The sequence below is a fragment of the Catenulispora rubra genome, assembly GCF_015356825.1.
In the GTDB taxonomy this organism is placed as follows: domain Bacteria; phylum Actinomycetota; class Actinomycetes; order Streptomycetales; family Catenulisporaceae; genus Catenulispora; species Catenulispora rubra.
Genome location: NZ_JAACYW010000242.1, coordinates 1 through 17,966, shown reverse-complemented (window position 1 = coordinate 17,966; position 17,966 = coordinate 1). Strand labels below are relative to the sequence as shown.

General features: G+C 69.2%; 14 protein-coding genes. 5 read left to right on the top strand and 9 right to left on the bottom strand.

The window, feature by feature from the left end:
- Together GWK61_RS41190 and GWK61_RS41185 are read left to right on the top strand one after the other, a co-directional pair.
- The coding region (locus GWK61_RS41190) for a Dyp-type peroxidase (RefSeq protein WP_194917161.1) at positions 1 to 1,088 on the top strand (1,088 nt) is incomplete at its 5' end.
- Positions 1,089 to 1,260: 172 nt separating this feature from the next.
- Positions 1,261 to 2,898: a phospholipase C gene (locus GWK61_RS41185; RefSeq protein ID WP_194917160.1), complete on the top strand. Its 1,638-nt coding sequence runs from the start codon at positions 1,261 to 1,263 to the stop codon at positions 2,896 to 2,898.
- A 165-nt stretch (positions 2,899 to 3,063) separates the two neighbouring features.
- On the opposite strand, the gene GWK61_RS41180 is transcribed toward GWK61_RS41185, so the two are convergent.
- The 8 genes from GWK61_RS41180 to GWK61_RS41145 all read right to left on the bottom strand — a co-directional run bounded on the left by GWK61_RS41180 (position 3,064) and on the right by GWK61_RS41145 (position 11,924).
- Positions 3,064 to 3,777 carry a hypothetical protein gene (locus GWK61_RS41180; RefSeq protein ID WP_194917159.1) on the bottom strand — a complete coding sequence of 238 codons (714 nt, stop codon included), beginning with the start codon at positions 3,775 to 3,777 and terminating at the stop codon, positions 3,064 to 3,066.
- A gap of 189 nt (positions 3,778 to 3,966) precedes the next feature.
- On the bottom strand, positions 3,967 to 5,829 hold the full coding sequence (locus GWK61_RS41175) for an arabinofuranosidase catalytic domain-containing protein (protein WP_194917163.1): 1,863 nt from the start codon (positions 5,827 to 5,829) through the stop codon (positions 3,967 to 3,969).
- Positions 5,830 to 6,194: 365 nt separating this feature from the next.
- Positions 6,195 to 7,325 carry a glycoside hydrolase family 19 protein gene (locus GWK61_RS41170; RefSeq protein ID WP_194917158.1) on the bottom strand — a complete coding sequence of 377 codons (1,131 nt, stop codon included), beginning with the start codon at positions 7,323 to 7,325 and terminating at the stop codon, positions 6,195 to 6,197.
- An 83-nt stretch (positions 7,326 to 7,408) separates the two neighbouring features.
- A complete protein-coding gene (locus GWK61_RS41165) occupies positions 7,409 to 8,596 on the bottom strand; it encodes a GH12 family glycosyl hydrolase domain-containing protein (RefSeq protein WP_323747988.1) in 1,188 nt (395 codons plus the stop codon).
- A 439-nt stretch (positions 8,597 to 9,035) separates the two neighbouring features.
- Positions 9,036 to 9,242: a hypothetical protein gene (locus GWK61_RS41160; RefSeq protein WP_194917156.1), complete on the bottom strand. Its 207-nt coding sequence runs from the start codon at positions 9,240 to 9,242 to the stop codon at positions 9,036 to 9,038.
- Positions 9,243 to 9,377: 135 nt separating this feature from the next.
- A complete protein-coding gene (locus tag GWK61_RS41155; protein WP_194917155.1) occupies positions 9,378 to 9,743 on the bottom strand; it encodes a hypothetical protein in 366 nt (121 codons plus the stop codon).
- Positions 9,744 to 9,912: 169 nt separating this feature from the next.
- Positions 9,913 to 11,016 (bottom strand): hypothetical protein, encoded by a 1,104-nt coding sequence (locus tag GWK61_RS41150; RefSeq protein ID WP_194917154.1) that lies wholly within the window; start codon positions 11,014 to 11,016, stop codon positions 9,913 to 9,915.
- 86 nt (positions 11,017 to 11,102) lie between these two features.
- Entirely contained in the window at positions 11,103 to 11,924 is an 822-nt protein-coding gene (locus GWK61_RS41145) for an NAD-dependent epimerase/dehydratase family protein (RefSeq protein WP_194917153.1), read from the bottom strand.
- A 227-nt stretch (positions 11,925 to 12,151) separates the two neighbouring features.
- On the opposite strand from GWK61_RS41145, the gene GWK61_RS41140 reads away from it, so the two are divergent.
- Both GWK61_RS41140 and GWK61_RS41135 read left to right on the top strand, forming a co-directional pair.
- The gene (locus GWK61_RS41140) at positions 12,152 to 13,693 is read left to right on the top strand and encodes an alpha/beta fold hydrolase (RefSeq protein WP_194917162.1); all 1,542 of its coding nucleotides are present in this window, start codon (positions 12,152 to 12,154) and stop codon (positions 13,691 to 13,693) included.
- Between the two features lie 99 nt (positions 13,694 to 13,792).
- Positions 13,793 to 15,961: a S9 family peptidase gene (locus tag GWK61_RS41135; RefSeq protein WP_194917152.1), complete on the top strand. Its 2,169-nt coding sequence runs from the start codon at positions 13,793 to 13,795 to the stop codon at positions 15,959 to 15,961.
- Here GWK61_RS41135 and GWK61_RS41130 read toward each other — a convergent pair.
- Positions 15,958 to 17,472 (bottom strand): MFS transporter, encoded by a 1,515-nt coding sequence (locus tag GWK61_RS41130; protein WP_194917151.1) that lies wholly within the window; start codon positions 17,470 to 17,472, stop codon positions 15,958 to 15,960. The genes GWK61_RS41135 and GWK61_RS41130 overlap by 4 nt on opposite strands.
- A 181-nt stretch (positions 17,473 to 17,653) precedes the next feature.
- Here GWK61_RS41130 and GWK61_RS41125 point away from each other — a divergent pair.
- The coding region (locus tag GWK61_RS41125; protein WP_194917150.1) for a sigma-70 family RNA polymerase sigma factor at positions 17,654 to 17,966 on the top strand (313 nt) is incomplete at its 3' end.

The window sequence follows — 17,966 nt, the reverse complement described above, 5'->3', positions numbered from 1 at the left end:
CCTTCCACGGCCCGCACCAAGCCGCCGTCCTCCGCGGTGCCGCCCCGGCCACGATCATGCTCGCGCTCGACGTCACCGCGACCGACAAGCACGGCCTCACCGACCTGTTCCGCACCCTCACCGCCCGCGCCGCGTTCCTCACCGCCGGGGGCCTGCCGGACCAGGCCGGCGTCAGCGGGCCGCCGACCGACTCCGGCACGCTCGGGCCGGAGGTCGCCGCCGACAACCTCACCGTGACCCTCGGCGTCGGCTCCACGCTGTTCGACGACCGCTTCGGCCTGGCCGCGCGCAAGCCCGCGGGGCTGTTCCCGATGCCGGTCTTCGCCAACGACGACCTGGACCAGGCGCAGTGCCACGGCGACCTGAGCCTGCAACTGTCCGCCGACCACGGCGACACCGTGCTGCACGCGCTGCGCGACATCATGCGCAGCCTCCGCGGAGCCGCGCAGATCCGCTGGCGCGTCGACGGCTTCGTCAGCCCTCCGCGCCCCTCCGGCACGCCGCGCAACCACTTCGGGTTCAAGGACGGCATCGCCAACCCCGACGTCGCCGACCCCGCGCAGATGAACCGGCTGGTGTGGGTGGACCCGGCGAAGAACCCGGCGTGGGCGGTCGGCGGGAGCTATCTCAGCGTGCGGCTGATCCGGATGCTGACCGAGTTCTGGGACCGGGTCTCGCTCGGGGAGCAGGAGAACATGTTCGGGCGCCGGCGCGGCAGCGGCGCCCCGCTGTCCGGGCACACCGAGGCCGACGCGCCCGACTACTCCAACGACGCCGTCGGCGAGACGATCCCGCTGACCAGCCACATCCGGCTGGCCAATCCGCGCACCGCGGCCACCGACGACTCGCGGATCCTGCGGCGCGGGTACAACTACGACCGCGGCGTGGACCCGAACGGCAACCTCGACATGGGCCTGATCTTCACGTGTTACCAGCAGGATGTGAAGCGGCAGTTCGAGACCGTGCAGAACCGCCTGAGCGGAGAGCCGTTGGACGACTACATCTCGCCGTTCGGGGGCGGGTACTTCCTGGTGCTCCCCGGCGTTTCATCCGGTTCTGACTTCTTCGGGTCGGCATTGTTGACCTGAAGTAGCGGTCTGAGGCATTGATCCGGGTCATCGGCCTATTGATCCGGGGCATCGAACTGAAGTGTCGGCGGTCCATGTCCAGAGTTCTCACGAGCTTCCCGGCCCGTTCATTGCCGTTGTCGAGACTGGCCCCGCGAAAACTGGCAAGACCGTCTCTCAGGGAGAAGATCCGATGTCGCAGAGCAAGAAACGACTGATCAGCCGGAAGTGGGTCCTGCCCACCGCCGCAGCCGCGGTGATCGGTCTTGTCGCCACCCCGACCGCCTTCGCGTCCGGCTACGGCTGGCACCACGGCCACGACGGCAGCGGTGACCAGCACACCAGCACCCCCATCAAGCACGTGGTCGTCCTGTTCGACGAGAACGTCTCCTACGACCACTACTTCGGCACCTACCCGAAGGCCGCGAACGACGGCCAGGGCACGACGTTCACCGCCAAGCGGGACACGCCGAAGTCGAACGGCCTGAGCCCCTCGCTGCTGACGGCCAACCCGAACCAGTACAACCCGCAGCGGCTGACCCCGGGCCAGGCGCTCACCTGCGACCAGAACCACGGCTACACGGCCGAGCAGAAGGCTTCGGACAACGGCAAGAACGACCAGTACGTCCAGAGCACCAACGTCTCCACGTGCACCGGCCAGCCGATCCTGTACGGCGCCCCGGGCCTGGTCATGGACTACTACGACGGCAACACCGTCACCGGCCTGTGGAACTACGCTCAGAACTACGCGATGAGCGACAACTCCTTCAGCGACGTGTTCGGCCCCTCGACCCCCGGCGCGCTGAACCTGATCTCCGGCCAGACCTACGGCGCCACCGCGGTGAACTCCACCACCGGCCAGCCGGTCACGGCCTCGTTCATCGGCGCCCCGAACGCCTCCGGCGTCGGCACGCTGTTCACCGACGCGGACCCGGCGTACGACGACTGCTCGGACAACGGTCACGCCTCGACCTCGCCGCTGGCCGCGCTGTCCGGCCCGAACGTCGGCGACCTGCTCAACAAGAAGAACGTCACCTGGGGCTGGTTCCAGGGCGGCTTCGCGCCGACCACCGCCGCGAGCAGCTCGGCGAACGGCTACGCGCAGTGCGGCGCCACGAGCAAGAACATCGGCGGCAACTCCTCGGCCGACTACTCGCCGCACCACAACCCGTTCGAGTACTACAAGTCGACGTCGAACCCGCACCACCTGCCGCCGTCGAAGCCGTCGATGATCGGCAAGACCGACCAGGCGAACCACGAGTACGACCTGACCGCCTTCTCCACCGCGCTGAACACCGGCCACCTGCCGGCCGTCAGCTTCCTGAAGGCCGCCGAGTACCAGGACGGCCACGCCGGCTACTCCGACCCGCTGGACGAGCAGCACTTCCTGGCGACCGAGATCAACGCCATCCAGAAGTCCCCGGAGTGGCGCGACACCGCGATCGTCATCGCCTACGACGACTCCGACGGCTGGTACGACCACCAGTCCGGCAAGATCGTCAGCGGCTCGAACACCGCGCTGGACAACTCCCCGGCCTGCACCGCGGCCGCCCCGGTCCAGGGCCAGGCGGACCGCTGCGGCGTCGGCCCGCGCCAGCCGCTGCTGGTCATCTCGCCGTTCAGCAAGCAGAACTACATCAGTCACAACCAGGTCTCGCAGGCCTCCATCCTGCAGTTCGTGGAGAACAACTGGAGCCTGGGCAAGGTCGGCAACGGCTCGTTCGACGCCAAGGCCGGCTCCATCGACAACATGTTCAACTTCTGGGACCGCGACGTGTCCAACCGCGTCATCCTGAACCCGACCACGGGCGCCATCGCCTCGCGGTGGTAGGGATCGGCAGGGATCGGCAGCGGTGATCGGTAAGTCACGGCACGAGTCACGGCACGAGTCATAGCACTGCGACGGTACGGCCTTCCGGCGGCGATCCGCTGGGAGGCCGTATCTCGTTTGCTCATGCCCCTGCGCGGCGGGCACGGCTGCGATCGCGTATGCCTTTCAGCGGGTCGGCAGAAGCCATCCGATCGCCGCGACGAGGAACAGCGGCGGCACGACGTAGGCCGTCGTCAGCAGCGCGCCGTAGTCGTCCTGGAGCCGCAAGGTCACGACGACCGCGAACGAGGCCGCCGCGACCAAGTGCACGGGCAGTGCACGGCGGCGGGACATCGTGTAGTACGTCAGGAAGCCCCAGGCGATGGCGCCGAAGCCGAGGATGAAGGCCAGCAGGAGCAGGATCCCGGTCGCATCGTTGGGGACGCCCCACTGCGGGCCCTCTTCGGTCGGGATCGGGGCGCTGCCCGGCATCGTGGGCTGGATGACGGCGGGTGCTCCGTGCCACCAGGCGATGGCGACGGTTTCGCCGTCCGGGGGTGGCGAGGCGCCGACGATCCTTGCCGTGACCAGTTCGTCGGGCCCGGTTTGCAGGTCGACCTCGGTGTAGCCGCCGCCTTTGCCGCCGCCGTGGTGAGCGGACTGCAGGACGGTCGCCCGCTGGACCGGGCGGCACGGGACGATGCTGGCTGGTTGTATGTAGGCCGCGCAGACCGGTGCCGCTTTGAACGCGGCCAGCTCTGAGCGCTGGTGGGAGTAGACCACGGCGAGCCACCCGAGGCCGGCCGTGGTCAGGAGCGCGGCGACCGCGAAGCCCCAGCCCATGCTCCGCGCCTGGCGGGGCGTCGGTTTCGTGACCTTCGAGGTTCGCAACCGCGCCATAGGACTCCCCCGCCTGCAGCGCCCCAGCCGGTCGGCGTGGCGGCAACGCCGACGATCATACGGGACGACATGCCAGGCCAAAACGGCTCAGCTCGGGCGTGGGCCCGAGCTGAGCACGATGGTCGGTCCTCGGTGGTCGGTCCTCGATGGACCGGAGCCTAGACCGGACCCGAGACGGGACCCGGGGCGTCAGTCGAAGTCGAGGTCGAACTGCTCCGCCTGGCCGATCGACGTCGAGCTGGCGATCAGCGACGAGGCCCCGCCGTTCGGCGCGGTCACGTAGTCCTTGTTCGCATGAGAACGCAGCGTCACGCTCCCGATGCCGTTGGCGATCAGGTCGAACTCCTCCCACGGCCCGATCGAGGTGCGGTTGGCGATCAGCGGCGACGCGCCGGCGTTGTCCGCGGTCACGATGTCGCTGTCGGCGTGGGCCCGGAGGCTGACGCTGCCGTCGCTGTTCGGGATCAGGTCGAAGGTCTCCCACGGCCCGATGGCGGTGCGGTTCGCGATCAGCGGCGCGGCGCCGGCGTTCTCGGCGGTCACGTAGTCGTTGTTCGCGTGGGCACGCAGGCTGACCGGGACGGTGTCGGCGACGAGGTCGAACTCCTCCCAGGGCCCGATCGCGGTGCGGTTGGCGATCAGCGGCGAAGCGCCGGCGTTGTCGGCGGTGACGATGTTCTGGTTCGTGTAGGAACGCAGGCTGACGCTGCCGTCGGCGTTGCGGATCAGGCCGAAGACCTCCCAGTTGCCGACCCCGCCGCGGTTGGCGATCAGCGGTGCGGCGCCGTCGTTGTCGGCGGTCACCCAGCTGTTCGCGGCCAGCGCCTTCAGGTTCACGGTGCCGTCGGTGCCCGTCACCACCTCGAACTCCTCGGCCTTGCCGATCGAGGTCGCGTCCGCGATCAGCGGCGTGGTGTTGTTGGCGGCGTCGACGTACTTGCCGTTGGCGTGCGCCTTCAAGCTGACGACGGAGGCGCTGGTCGTGAACGTGGTGTTGTTGTTGGCGTAGCCGGCGGCGGTGACGTTCGCCTGCACCGCGTTCTCGGTCGCGTCAGAGGGGAAGCCAGCCGTGACGGCGCCCTCGAAGAACTCACCCTTGCCCAGGTCGCTGTTGTCGCCACCGGTGCCGAGCTCGATCGAGTTCTGCACCTTCATCGGGTTGTAGCCCGGGCTCGGCAACGCTCCGGAGTAGGCCTGGTTCAGGCCGCCGGATTGCCCGTTGCCGTATTTGAGCGTGAAGTTGGTGGTCCCGTTGTTCTTCTCCCAGGCGGTGACGAACGAGCCGGTCTCGCTGGGGATGTTCGTGGGGTTGGGACCCGCGGCGCTGAAGTACATGCCGTTCTCCAGGTCGCCGCCGACCCAGGGGCCGGGGCCCGAGCAGCCGCCGGTCCAGCAGGCGCCGCCGTAGTAGATCGCGTTCATCGTGGCGTTGCCGTCGTCGCTGTCGTTGGTCTCGGCCGAGCCGAAGTCGAAGCAGCAGCTGGCGCTGGTCAGGTTGGACGACGTCAGCATGTACAAGCCCTCGGGCTGCGAGCCGGTGGGCACGTTCTTGGCCGCGTTGTTCCGGTACCCGGTGCCGACGCTGTTGACGAGCACGCCGAAGGCCTGCTGGCCGCCGATCGTGATGGGCAGCGCCATCGCGTTCGCGCCGATGTCCGCGCCGTTCGGGCCGGGGCCGCCGAGTCCTCCGGAGCAGCCCGAGCAGGACTTGCCGGGGGAGATCGGCATGTTGTTGGCGTTCGCGGTCTGGTCGTAGAGCACGGTGATCGTGCAGGTGGTGCCGGAGCAGAACGAGACCTGCGGCGCGGAGTTGGCGACGCCGCCCGCCGCCTGCAGGCCGATGTTCAGGGTGCTGTTGTCCGAGGCACGCTGGATTTGGTAGAGCGGGCCGTTGTAGGAGCCGAACATCGCCCGCGTGGTGCTGTACGCGGCCTCGCACGGGGTGCTGCCGGAGGCGTAGATGTCGCACGGCGCGGTCGTGGACGCCGCCGCCTTGGCTGTGGTGGCGGCGTTCGTGGTGGCGGCGGCCTTCGTGATGACCGCACCGAGCATCGGTATCGCGAGCGCCACCGCCAGCAGGAACGCGAGCAGGAGTCGCGTTCGTGGTCGGGTTCTGATCGTGGGCAGCACCGATACCTCCAGGACGTCGGCCTCGCGGGGTGTGTGTCATCCGTGTGACACACCGCACACCTTCATCTGAGTATTGACGTAAGTCAAGACTGAAGCGAACGCCTTGGCGCAAATTTTGAGGGATCTCCTGCAAAAAGAGAGCCCTGATGCTCTCTCGCCGAAGGTGCTCTGCACAACTCCGACGCCTGCGGCGCAGGCCAAAAGCCCGGTCCCTTGGCGGCTGTGTGGCCGCCAAGGAACCGGGTTGTGGGGGTTTATTCAGAACGCTGTGTCGGCTGACGGGTACGTCAGCAGGTGAGGTTGCCGCCGGGGCTGACGCCGAGGATGGAGGTGAAGGACTGGTAGTCGTTGACGCGGTCCTGCATCTCCGCGGTGTTGCCGCCGTTGCACTCGATGTCGTTGATGGCGCGGATGGTGGCGCCGAAGCCGTTGCCGTTGACCATCGCGTTGTGGGACGTCACGCCGCCGTTGCCGGTCCCGGTGAACCAGTACCACAGGGCGGTCTGCCAGGAGATCGCGGCGTTGGTGGCCACCTGGTCGGGGTTGTCGAGCAGGTCGATGCCCAGCGCGTTGCCGGCCGCGTAGTAGTTGAAGTTCCAGCTGATCTGCAGCGGGCCGCGGCCGTAGTACTGGTAGGTGCCGGCCGGGCAGCCGTAGGACTCGCTGGCGCAGTAGTTGCCGGACTGGTCGATCTCGCGGATGTAGACCAGGCCGCCGGTCTCGTGGTCGACGTTGGCCAGGAACGCCGCCGCCTCCTGCCGCTGCGTCGTGGCGCTACCGGTGGTGGCGAACGCGGGGTACGAGTTCAGCGCGGTGACCAGGCCGCTGTACGTGTAGAAGGAGTTCCGGTTCGGGAACATCTGGTTGAACTGGGCCTGGCTGACGACGAACCCGCCGCCACCTCCGCCGCCTCCGCCTCCGCCAGGGAGGTTCCAGGACTGGTTGGCGCTGCCGGCGCAGGCCCAGATCTGAACCTGGGTCCCGGAGCCACCGAAGCCGGTGTCGTCCAAGCACTTGCCGGAGTTCGGGTTGAGCAGGGCGCCGTTCGACTGGGGCTGCCAGACCTGCGCGCCGGTGCCGTTGCAGGTGTAGAGGTCGACCTTCGTGCCGTTGGCGGTGCCGGCGCCGTTCACGTCCAGGCAGTTGCCGAGGACCTGCAGGCTGCCGTTCGAGCCGACGGTCCACTGCTGGGCGCCGGTGCCGTTGCACGTGTAGACCTGGATCGGGTTGAACTGCGCGGTGCTGGCGCTGCGGTCGTCCAGGCACAGGCCCTGGTAGCCGGTGATCTGGCCGGTGCCGCTCGCGGCCTGGGCGACGCTCGCCGTGCTCATGCCGATGCCGGCGACGAGGACGAGGGCTCCGAAGAGTGCCAGGGTTCTGTGTCGGGCGTTGTGTATCAGTGTTTTAAGGTGCTTCATCCGGGCGTTCCTGCCTTTCGGGTTGGGCGAGCGGTGCTGGTGGCGGTACTGGTGGCGGTGCGTTTTTGGTGCTGGCGGTACGGCTAGCCGGGAAGGTGCCACTGCTGGTTCGCGGCGCCGGCGCAGTCCCAGATCTGGAGCCGGGTGCCGTTGGCGCTGCTGTTGCCGGCGGCGTCGAGGCAGCGTCCTGAGTTGGGGTTTCTCAAGGTGCTGTTCGCACCGGCGGTCCACTGCTGTGCGGCGGTACCGTTGCAGTCGTAGAGCTGGGTCAGCGTGCCGTTTGCGGTGCCGGCTGCGGTGATGTCCAGGCACTTGCCGAGGGCGCGGATCGTGCCGTCGGTGCCGACGGTCCACTTCTGGGCGTTGGTGCCGTTGCAGTCGTAGAGCTGGACAGCCGTGCCGTTGGCGGTGTTCGCGCCGGCGACGTCGACGCACTTGCCGGCGATGCCGGTGATCGGGCCGGTCGCGCCTCCGCCGCCGCCCGAGCTCTGGGTGGCGTTGAAGGAGAAGGAGTTCGTACCCAGGCCCTGGCCGCCCTGCCAGATCTCGAATCCGGCCTCGGCGTCGATGAGGTAGGAGTTCGCGCCGGTGACGCCGCGCTGGACCGAGTCGTTGATCAGGGCTTTGACGTCGAGGTTGGTGACCGAGGTGCCACCGCCCTGCAGGACGTAGGAGACGATGTTCCACGAGCTCTGGCGGCCGGTGTAGACGTTCCAGTTCAGGCCGCCGGCGGACACCGTGCCGGTCTGCGAGCCGAAGGGCGACACGCCGCCGCGGCTGTTGAGCCAGATCATGATCTCGCTGTCGTCCGGTTGGCCGCCGGTGGTGGGCGCCGAGTTGGTCCACAGGTCATAGGCGACGTCGTACGCGCCGGCGGCGGGCTGCGTCGTGGACCAGGAGGAGGTCGCGCTGCCGAGCCGGCTGACCTGGATCGGCAGTCCGCTGTTGGTGGTGCAGGCGCCCCAGTGGCAGCCCTTGTAGATCGAGGGGTAGGTGGCCGGGGCGCCGCCGCTGAGGTTGAAGTTCGCGGTGCTCACGGTCCAGGCGGTGCCGGTCGTGGCGGTCACGCACTGCGGGGCGGAGGAGTTCCATTCGTTGCTCTGCAACGTGTATTCGCCGCCGGCCAGGCTGATGGAGCCCTGCGGCTGGCAGTTGGTGACGTCGGCGGGGGCGGCGGAGGTTGCGGCGGCGGCGGTCGGTACGGCCAGCGCGACGCAGGCCGCCACGACGAGGGAGGAGGCACGGGAGCGGGTCAGCAGTCGCCGGATCACGGAAGATCCCTTCGAAGGTTGATCAGATATTGATTCGCGAAGACCGACACTGCTCTGCGGCATGGGGATATCGTTCGTGGACCTGCGTGGGAGGTGTCAGTCGTGCGTCGAGCTGTGACAGAGCTTTACTTCACGACTTAGTTCACGACTTGGATTGAACCGCCGGGGCTACCCCGGGTCAAGGGTCTAGACCAAAGTTTTGGTCTGGACCAGTCTTGGCGATCTATGCGGTGATCAGCTGTTCCGGCGCGCACGGCGAAGCCCCCGCCGGTGACGAGCGTCGGTGACGCACGTCGGCAGGGGCCTGTTTCGGCTCTGGAGATCTGATCCGGTCGGGGCGCGGACGGCCCCGGGAGGCTCAGTCGATCGAGTATCGGTAGTAGTAGTAGTACCAGCCGGCGCCGCCGGCGCTGTTGGGGCTGCGCGGGTCGGTGGCGTATTAGGAGCAGGTGTAGCTCAGCACGTCCGGCGGGTCGTTCCGGGCTGCGCTCGAGGCGGCGCAGCTTGCCTCGGTGGTGAACATCACCGAATAGGCGCCCCGGTAGGTCCGGTAGTCCGCCGTCGCGTTCGCGATGCCGCCGATGAGGGCGAACCGGCTGGCCACGGTGACTGCGAGCGCCGTCGGGCGCCGTCGCGATCCGGTCATGGAATCCGTCCCCAGTGAATAAGGCTTCTGATTCGCTCCTGACCGGGTCATTGTGGCACGACCGCACGGCGCGCACCAGCACCGATGCTGATGCCGAAGCTGAAACCGACGCCGACAAAAACGCCGACCGGCGCGCTAGTCGTTGCCCTGCTTGCGCGGGTATTCGATGACTTCCTGCCCGCCGAACGTCCGGCACAGCTCGAAGAGCGTCGGAAGCTGGTCGCAGGAGTCCTTGATGATGTTCTCCTGATGGATGAGCGTGGTCACGTCGCTCAACGTCATCGACTGCCCCTGGATGAGCGCCCCGAGGCTGGTGCCCGTCACTTCCTGACCGTTGAACACGGTGGTCGTCAGCGCGTACCCCTGGAGCTTGTAGCGGTTGACGAGGTCGGTTTCCTCCGCCGTGAGCTCGAGCCGGCACCCGAGCTTGAAGGAGACCCCCTTGTGGCCCCCGAACGCACCCTTCATGTCCTGCTGTTCGCGTGTGATGACGAGTTTCATGGGACCCCCTGCGCTCCTTCGCGCGGCCTGGCCACGTGCTGGCAGTGAAGTGGCCTCGGGCCGTAGCTTTCCACGATTCGTCGGCGATGACACCAGTGGACTGACGGATAGTCGCGGTAGCGTCGCGCGGTGCTGATGAGCTGTCCGTCAGGAGGCGGCGCGTACGGCGTCAGCTGCCGCCGCTGTGCTGCAGCACCTTGCCCTGGCCGTCCGCTACCAGCGTGGCGGTGCCCTTGTCGCCGATCGCGATGACGCGGAGCGCGACGGAGCCGGTGGCGCCGTCGGCGCTGATCTGCCAGCTCTTCACGGTGCCGATGCCGGGGGTGTTCTCGGCTTGGTGGACCAGGGCGGGGATGCGGGTGTAGGGCAGGGAGCGGGGGTCGAAGCCGGCGATCTTGGCGTCGTTCGGGGCGAAGACGACGGTCAGGCGGGTGTCCTGGATGACGACGGTGAGGGCCGGGCGGTTGTCGCCGTCCTGCGTCACCGATTCGACGGCCGACTGGAGGGCGCCGGGGTCCAGCAGTGATTCGCCGGGGCCGACGGTGACCGTGGCGACGTCGGAGGTGACGGTGGTCGTGGTCGTGGTGGACGAGGAGTCGGTGGAGGACACGGACGACGTCGTGTTGCCGGTGCCCTTGTCCTGGTTGAAGACTTCCGTGTGGAAGATGCCGAGGATGGCGCCGACGCCGACCAGCAGGCCGAGGAGCCCCAGGAGGCAGCCGGTGCAGCTCGCGGGGGTTTCCTCCTTCTGCGCCGGACCGGGTACGGAGTCCAGGCTCGCCGTGGCCGCACGTTCGGCCCACTCGGCGGTCGGCTGCTTCACGATCCGCACCTTCAGCGGCCGGTCCGGCGGGTACTCGACGACCACGATCCCGCGCGGACGGTAGTCCGGCAGCGCGACGAGGTTGATGTCCTGCCGGATCTCGACGCGGTAGGCGCGCGCGTCGTCGGGGGCGACGGTCAGGTCGAAGCGCACCGGTATGTCGCTGCTCTCGCCGCCGACGGCCTCCAGGCTCTCGATCATCGCCAGCGCCGTGTGCGGCTCGACGACGACCGCGCGGGCGCGGGCCCGGCTTCGATAGGTGACCAGCGCGTAGAGCAGGCCGTAGGCCGGAAGCAGCGCCACTCCTATGACGACCAGCGACACGCTCTGCGCGATGCACCCGCTGATGAAGGCGGTCAGCGCCGCCCCCGTCATCACGCTGGTCAGGAACCCGCGTATACGAGCGGCGGGCGTGCTGTGCGCGGGCGGCGCGCCCACGGTCGTCGTCATGGGGCTGATTGTGCACGGTGCGTGTGACGTCCGGCGGTTGTTTGGGTGACCTTCATGGTCATGGCGGGGCTCACGGCCGCTCGCCGTCAGTCGGGGGTCGCGGTGGTGAAGTCGCCGCCGAGAAAGCGCACTTCGGGATCGTCGGGGTCGACCGGCAGACCGGCGAAGCGGTGGGCGAAGACGGAGGAGTCATCCTGCGGCACGTAGCCGAGCCGTCGCCCGGGTTCTGGATCGGCCCAGGCCGTCGGGTTCGCCGAGACGCCGTAGACGATCTCGTAGCCCAGGTTCGGCGCGGTGGCCAGCGCGTGGAAGAGGCGGACGGCGTCCGCCGGGCTGAACCAGGTGTCGAGCATCCGCCGGGTCCGAGGTTCGGCAAGCAGGGCGCCGATGCGGACGCACGCCACCTGCAGGCCGTGCCGGTCGTGGTAGTAGGAACCGAGCGCTTCGCCGAAGGCCTTCGACACGCCGTAAAGCGTGTCGGGCCGGGTCCGGTCCACGGTGCCGAGGGGCCGGTCGGCGAACGCGGCCCGCTGGTAGTAGCCGACGACGTGGTTGGTGCTGGCGTACAGCACGCGCGGCACCCCAGCCCGGACGGCGGCGTCGAAGACCTGGTAAGTCCCGTCGATGTTGGTGTGCAGGATCGCCGCGAAGTGGTCCTCCTTGGGGATCCCCGCGAGGTGAACGACGATATCGACGTCCGCCATCGCCGCGAGGACGGTCGCCGAGTCGGTGACGTCGCCGACGACCCACTCCGCGTCGCCCGCGTCGTCCGGGATCCGCAGGTCCAGACAGCGGACGGTCCAGCCGAGCGCGGCCAAGCCGGTGCGGAGGATCGTGCCCACTCCCCCGGCGGCCCCGGTGATCAGGATCCGCTGTAGGGCAGACCGCGCGACGGCCTTCTCAGACATCTGTCAGCGCCTCTCCGTGGGGCTCGATCATCAACACGTATACAACTCCGAAGTCTGTCTATGTTTACTGCTTTACTGTCGCTGACCAAACCACGCCGTCGAGCGTGGCTGCCCTCTGTGCCATCCAGAAAGGTCGTTCTTTGAAGACCCACCTTCGGTCCCGGACCGGGCGCCGACTCACCTCCATCCTGGCGGCAGCGGTTCTCGTCACCGGCCTGGGGGCCGGTATGGCCGTCGCCAGCCCGGCCGCGCCGCACGACTACCAGCCGCCGGTGCCGACACTGAACTGGACCGACTGCAGCGGCGGCTTCCAGTGCTCCGACGCGGCCGTGCCGCTGGACTACCGCGACCCGAACGGCCGCACCATCACGCTGCACCTCATCCGGCACCTGGCCGCGGACCCGAGCCAGCGGGTGGGCACGCTGTGGATGGAGCCCGGCGGGCCTGGGAGCAGCGGGCTGAGCTTCGGCCGCAGCAGCTGGGGGAGTCTGCCGACTGAGCTGCAGAACAAGTTCGACATGGTCAGCTTCGACCCGCGCGGCATCCAGACCAGCTCGCCGGTCGTGTGCTACACCGACTCGCAGTACAGCGCGGCCGTGAGCGCGACCAAGGGCGTGCCCGGGCCGGACGCGTTCGACACCGCCGTGCGGGTGGCGGCGGACTACGACCAGAACTGCGTGAAGAACCTCGGCGACACCGCCGGCCTGTTCGGCACGCAGTACGTCGCCCGCGACATCGACCTGATCCGTCAGGCGCTGGGCGAGCAGCAGCTCACGTTCTACGGCCGGTCGTTCGGCACGTACGTCGGGACCGTGTACGCGAGCATGTTCCCCAGCCGGGTGCGTGCCATGGCGCTGGACGGCGCGTACGACCCGAACCACTACGCGAACGCCCCCTACGCATACGATTGGCCGCAGTACCTCGCGCTGGACTCGGCGATGAACGACTTCCTGACCTGGTGCGACCAGAACCAGTCGACGTGTGGCTTCGGCAACGGCGACGCCAAGGATGCCTTCACCGCGCTCAAGGCCGACCTGGACGCCAACCCGGTGACGGCGCCCAGCGGCCAGCAGGCGAACGGCTTCACCCTGGCGTACCGCCTGCTGTTCAACATGGACGACGGCAAGGCGATCTGGCCGGCGTTCGGCCAGGCGCTGCGCCAGGCCCAGCAGCACGACCCGAGCTCCTTCCTGCTCCGGCCGCCGTCCTCGGCCAGCTGGGCGCAGCTCAACCCGAACACCGTGGTCTCCTGCAACGATCGGGCGTTCCCGACCAGCCTGTCGCTGCTGAAGTGGAATGTCACGGCCGAGGCCGCCGCGGCCCCGCTGCTCGGCGCGCCGTGGGCCTACGCGCCGCCGATGTACGACCAGAACAGCGCGCCCGCGTGCGTCCAGTGGCCGGTGGAGCGGGTCAGCCGCTACAGCGGGTCCTACCGGGCGGCCGGCTCGGCGCCGATCCTCGTCATCGGCACGACGAAGGACCCTGACACCCCGTACCAGGACGCCGTCACGCTGTCCCAGACGTTCGACAACGCCGAACTGCTGACCTTCGACGCCGAAGGCCACACCGCCTTCGGCCGCAGCGCGTGCGTGACCGCCGCGACCGCCACGTACCTGGCCGACCTGACGCTCCCGCAGCCGGGCACGGTGTGCTCGGACGAGACCCCGCCGAGCCCGGTCACCGCGGCGAACACCGTCTCCGGCAAGCTCTACAGCGAGCTGCGCAGCGGCGCGGTGGACGACCACAACCGGATCGACTTCGCCGGCTGACGCGAGGACCATCCTGGCCGGTTCGCGGACTTTGTCGGTTCGCGAGCCGGTGGATCGGCTTGGAGTCCCCACGCGGCGGCCGCCACCTAGACTTCCGGTATGAAGCCGCCGGTAGCTGCCCGCCGTGACCACGAACGTTCCCGTCACGGCGATGTCGTCAACGATCCCTACGCCTGGATGATCGACGGGGAGGACGCGGACGTCCTGGCGTACCTCAAGGACGAGAACGCCTTCACCGAGGCCGCGACGGCCGGGCTGGCCGAGCTGCGCGAGACGGTGTTCCAGGAGATCAAGGGCCGGACGAAGGAGACCGACCTGTCGGTCCCCACCCGCAAGGGCGACTGGTGGTACTACTCGCGCAACGTCGAGGGGCTTCAGTACGCGATCCACTGCCGGGTCGCCGCCGACGGCCCGACGCCGCCGTCGCTGCCCGAGGACGGCTCCGCGCTGCCCGGCGAGCATGTCCTGCTCGACGGCAACGTGATCGCCGACGGACACGAGTTCTTCTCCCTCGGCGGGTTCGAGATCTCCCCCGACGGCCTGCGCCTGGCCTACTCGGTCGACTTCGCCGGCGACGAACGCTACACGCTCAAGGTGCGGGACCTGGCCACCGGCGAGGACTTCGCCGACGAGGTCGCCAACACCTACACCTCGATCGCGTGGACCCGCGACGCCTCGACGCTCTTCTACACCACGATCAACGACTCCTTCCGGACCCACCGCGTCTACCGGCACGTGCTCGGGACGCCGGCCGCGCAGGACGAGATCGTGCTGCAGGAGGACGACGAGCGGTTCTACGTCGACGTCCGGCTCACCCGCAGCGAGCGGTTCATCGAGATCTTCTGCGGCTCGAAGATCACCAGCGAGGTGCGGCTGCTGGCCGCCGACGACCCGGCCGGCGAGTTCCGGATCGTCGCGCCGCGCCGCAACGGGGTCGAGTACTCGGTCGACCACTGGGCCCATCCCGGCGATCCGTCCCGCGACCTGCTCCTGATCCTGCACAACGCCGACGGGAAGACCGACTTCGAGCTCGCGTCCGTGCCGGTCTCCGCGCTCGGCGACGACCCGGAGTGGACCCCGCTCGTGGCGTACCAGCCGGGCGTCCGCCTGGACTACGTCGAGGCCTTCGCCGGCCACCTCGTCGTCGCGTACCGGCGCGACGGGCTCACCGGCCTGGCCGTGCACAAGGTCGACGCGGCCACCGGGACCCCGTCCGCGCAGGGCACGCCGATCGAGTTCCCCGAGCAGGTCCGCACGGTCAGCCCGGACAAGAACCCCGAGTACGACACCACGCGCTACCGCCTCGACTACACCTCCATGGTCACCCCGTCGAGCGTCTACGACTACGACGTCGCGACCGGCGAGCTGACGCTGCTGAAGCAGCAGCCCGTGCTCGGCGGCTACGACCCGGCCGACTACGTGCAGGAGCGGGTCTGGGCGACCGCGCAGGACGGCGTGCGGGTGCCGGTGACGCTCGTACGGAAGCGGGGCGTCGTCGCCGACGGCTCGAACCCCTGCGTGCTGTACGGATACGGCTCCTACGAGGCCTCCATCGACCCGTACTTCTCCATCCCGCGCCTGAGCCTGCTCGACCGCGGGTTCGTCTTCGCGATCGCGCACGTCCGCGGCGGCGGCGAGCTGGGGCGGCAGTGGTACGAGGACGGCAAGCTCCTGCTCAAGCGCAACACCTTCACCGACTTCGTCGCCGCCGCCCGGCAGCTGGTCGCCGACGGGTGGACCGGTCGGGACCGGCTGGTCGCGCGCGGCGGCAGCGCCGGCGGGCTGCTGATGGGCGCCGTCGCCAACCTCGCGCCGGAGGACTTCCGGGCGATCGTCGCGGAGGTCCCGTTCGTCGACGCGCTCAACACGATCCTCGACCCCGACCTGCCGCTGACCGTCATGGAGTGGGAGGAGTGGGGCAACCCGGTCGAGGACGCCGAGGTCTACGCGTACATGAAGGGCTACAGCCCTTACGAGAACGTCGCGGACGTGCAGTACCCGGCGATCCTCGCGGTGACCAGCCTCAACGACACCCGCGTCGGCTTCCACGAGCCGGCCAAATGGATCGCCCGGCTGCGCGCCGAGGCCGGCGGCGTGCCGGACTTCCTGCTCAAGACCGAGATGGAGGCCGGGCACGGCGGGCGGTCGGGGCGGTACACGGCCTGGCAGGAGGAGGCGTTCAACCTGGCCTGGATCATCGACAAGGCGACGGGTTCGGGGGCGGGCTCGGAGGCGGGCTCGGAGGCCATCTCGGGGGCCGCCGACTAGTCAGGCAACGCCGTCGCTGCCTCCGCCTCCGTCCCCGCCTCTGTATTCGACAGGCCCCGGACGAGCAGGAGCGCCACCGGGACGGCGGCCAGACCGACGAGGCCGCAGACCCACAGCGCCTGGTGGAATCCGCCGGTGAGTGCGTCTGCGGCGGCGCGGCCGTGGCCGAGCATCGCGCGGGAGCGCGCGGCGGCCACGGTCGAGGCGACCGCGATCCCGATCGCGCCGCCGAGCTGCTGCGAGGAGTCGATGAGCCCGGAGGCGATGCCCGCGTCGCGCTCGGTGACGCCGACCAGGGCTCCGATCGAGACCGGGATGAACACCCAGGTGACCGTCCCGGTCAGGAAGAAGGGGCCGGCCAGGTTCGCCAGGAAGCCGCCGTGCGCCGGGGCCTGGGTCGCCCACAGGATCCCGGCCCCGGTCAGGGTCATCCCGGCGGCCATCACGAGCCGGACCGAGGCGCGGGTGACCAGGATCTGGGCCGGGCCGGCGAGGACGACCCCGGTCAGGCCGACGGTCAGCCAGGCCAGGCCGGTCGTCATCGCGGAGTAGTGGAGCACCTGCTGCATGTACAGGGTGCCGATGAAGATGTAGCCGTAGAAGCTGGCACCGAGCAGGAAGCCGACCGCGTTGGATCCGGCCAGGGTCTTCAGGCGGAACAGCCGCAGCGGCAACAGCGGCGCCTGCGCTCGGGCCTCGACGACGACGAACGCAGCCAGCAGTACCGCGGCCGACGCGAGCAGGACCAGGGTCCGGGCGGCCGTCCAGCCGACGGTCGGCGCCTGGGAGATCGCGTAGACCGCGAGCACCAGGGCGCCGGTCACGGTGACGGCGCCGAGGGGATCGTAGCGGCGGCCCGCGGCGAGTTGTCCGCCTTCCGGTACGACCGTGCTCTCCGGCACGACCCGGCGGACCAGCAGCAGCGCGACGCCGCCGATGACGACGTTCAGGTAGAAGATGTACGGCCAGCCGGCGTACCGGGTCAGGGCGCCACCGGCCAGCACACCGAACGTCGCTCCGCTGGCGCCGACCGCGCCCCAGATGCCTAGCGCCTTGTTGCGTTCGGCGCCCTCGGGAAACATGTTCATCACGATGGACAACGCAGCGGGCAACACTGCGGCGGCGCCCAGGCCCTGGAGCCCGCGCATGACGATGAGGAACGTGCCGCTCGTGGCCAGCGCGCAGGCCAGCGAGGCCGCGGTGAACAGCGCGAGCCCGGCGGTGAACATGCGCCGGCGGCCGAGCAGGTCGGCGGTCCGGCCGCCGAGGAGCAGGAAGCCGCCGAAGGTGATGGCGTAGGCGGTCACGACCCACTGGAGGTCCGACTCGGCGAAGTGGAGCTTGGTGCCGAGCGTCGGGAGCGCGACGTTGACGATCAGCAGGTCGACCGCCGTCATGAAGTAGGCCACGGCGAGCAGGGCGAACGCGCGCCAGGGGCGTTGGGTGCCGGGTGGGGCGGGTGTTCCGGGCGCGGCGCCGCGGGTGTCTGTTCTGCCGTCTACAGAGGTCATGGGTATCTCCGGTGATCACTGGTGAGTCGCTGGTGAAGTCCTCATCAGGTGAAGCACCGGCCGTCGCGCCGATTCACCGACGCGCCGACGATGAATCCGGGCCGCCGCCGGTGTTGCATTCTTTGGACGGGTTTTCAGGCGGCCGGGCAACCGATGGCCGAACGAAAGGACAGGACTCACCATGACCGAGGCGACGCTCGCCCTGGCCCAGGCCGGGGACGGTGAGGCCTTCCGCGAGCTCATCGACCCCTACCGCCGCGAGTTGCAGGCGCACTGCTACCGGATCCTCGGGTCGGTGCAGGACGCCGAGGACGTGCTTCAGGAGGCCCTGTTGGCGGCATGGCGGGCGATCGGGCGGTTCGACGGCCGGTCGCTGCGGGCGTGGCTGTACCGGATCGCGACCAACCACTGTCTCAACTACCTGCGCGGCGAGTCCCGGCGCCCGCAGCCGGCCGGGCTGCCGGACCACGGCGCGGGGTGGTCGCTGTCTCTTA

Coding starts and splice junctions, on each gene's coding strand:
- GWK61_RS41185 (WP_194917160.1), top strand. CDS start 1,261: ATGTCGCAGAGCAAGAAACGACTGATCAGCCGGAAGTGGGTCCTGCCC.
- GWK61_RS41180 (WP_194917159.1), bottom strand. CDS start 3,777: ATGGCGCGGTTGCGAACCTCGAAGGTCACGAAACCGACGCCCCGCCAG.
- GWK61_RS41175 (WP_194917163.1), bottom strand. CDS start 5,829: ATGCTCGGTGCGGTCATCACGAAGGCCGCCGCCACCACGAACGCCGCC.
- GWK61_RS41170 (WP_194917158.1), bottom strand. CDS start 7,325: ATGAAGCACCTTAAAACACTGATACACAACGCCCGACACAGAACCCTG.
- GWK61_RS41160 (WP_194917156.1), bottom strand. CDS start 9,242: ATGACCGGATCGCGACGGCGCCCGACGGCGCTCGCAGTCACCGTGGCC.
- GWK61_RS41155 (WP_194917155.1), bottom strand. CDS start 9,743: ATGAAACTCGTCATCACACGCGAACAGCAGGACATGAAGGGTGCGTTC.
- GWK61_RS41150 (WP_194917154.1), bottom strand. CDS start 11,016: ATGACGACGACCGTGGGCGCGCCGCCCGCGCACAGCACGCCCGCCGCT.
- GWK61_RS41145 (WP_194917153.1), bottom strand. CDS start 11,924: ATGTCTGAGAAGGCCGTCGCGCGGTCTGCCCTACAGCGGATCCTGATC.
- GWK61_RS41140 (WP_194917162.1), top strand. CDS start 12,152: ATGGCCGTCGCCAGCCCGGCCGCGCCGCACGACTACCAGCCGCCGGTG.
- GWK61_RS41135 (WP_194917152.1), top strand. CDS start 13,793: ATGAAGCCGCCGGTAGCTGCCCGCCGTGACCACGAACGTTCCCGTCAC.
- GWK61_RS41130 (WP_194917151.1), bottom strand. CDS start 17,472: ATGACCTCTGTAGACGGCAGAACAGACACCCGCGGCGCCGCGCCCGGA.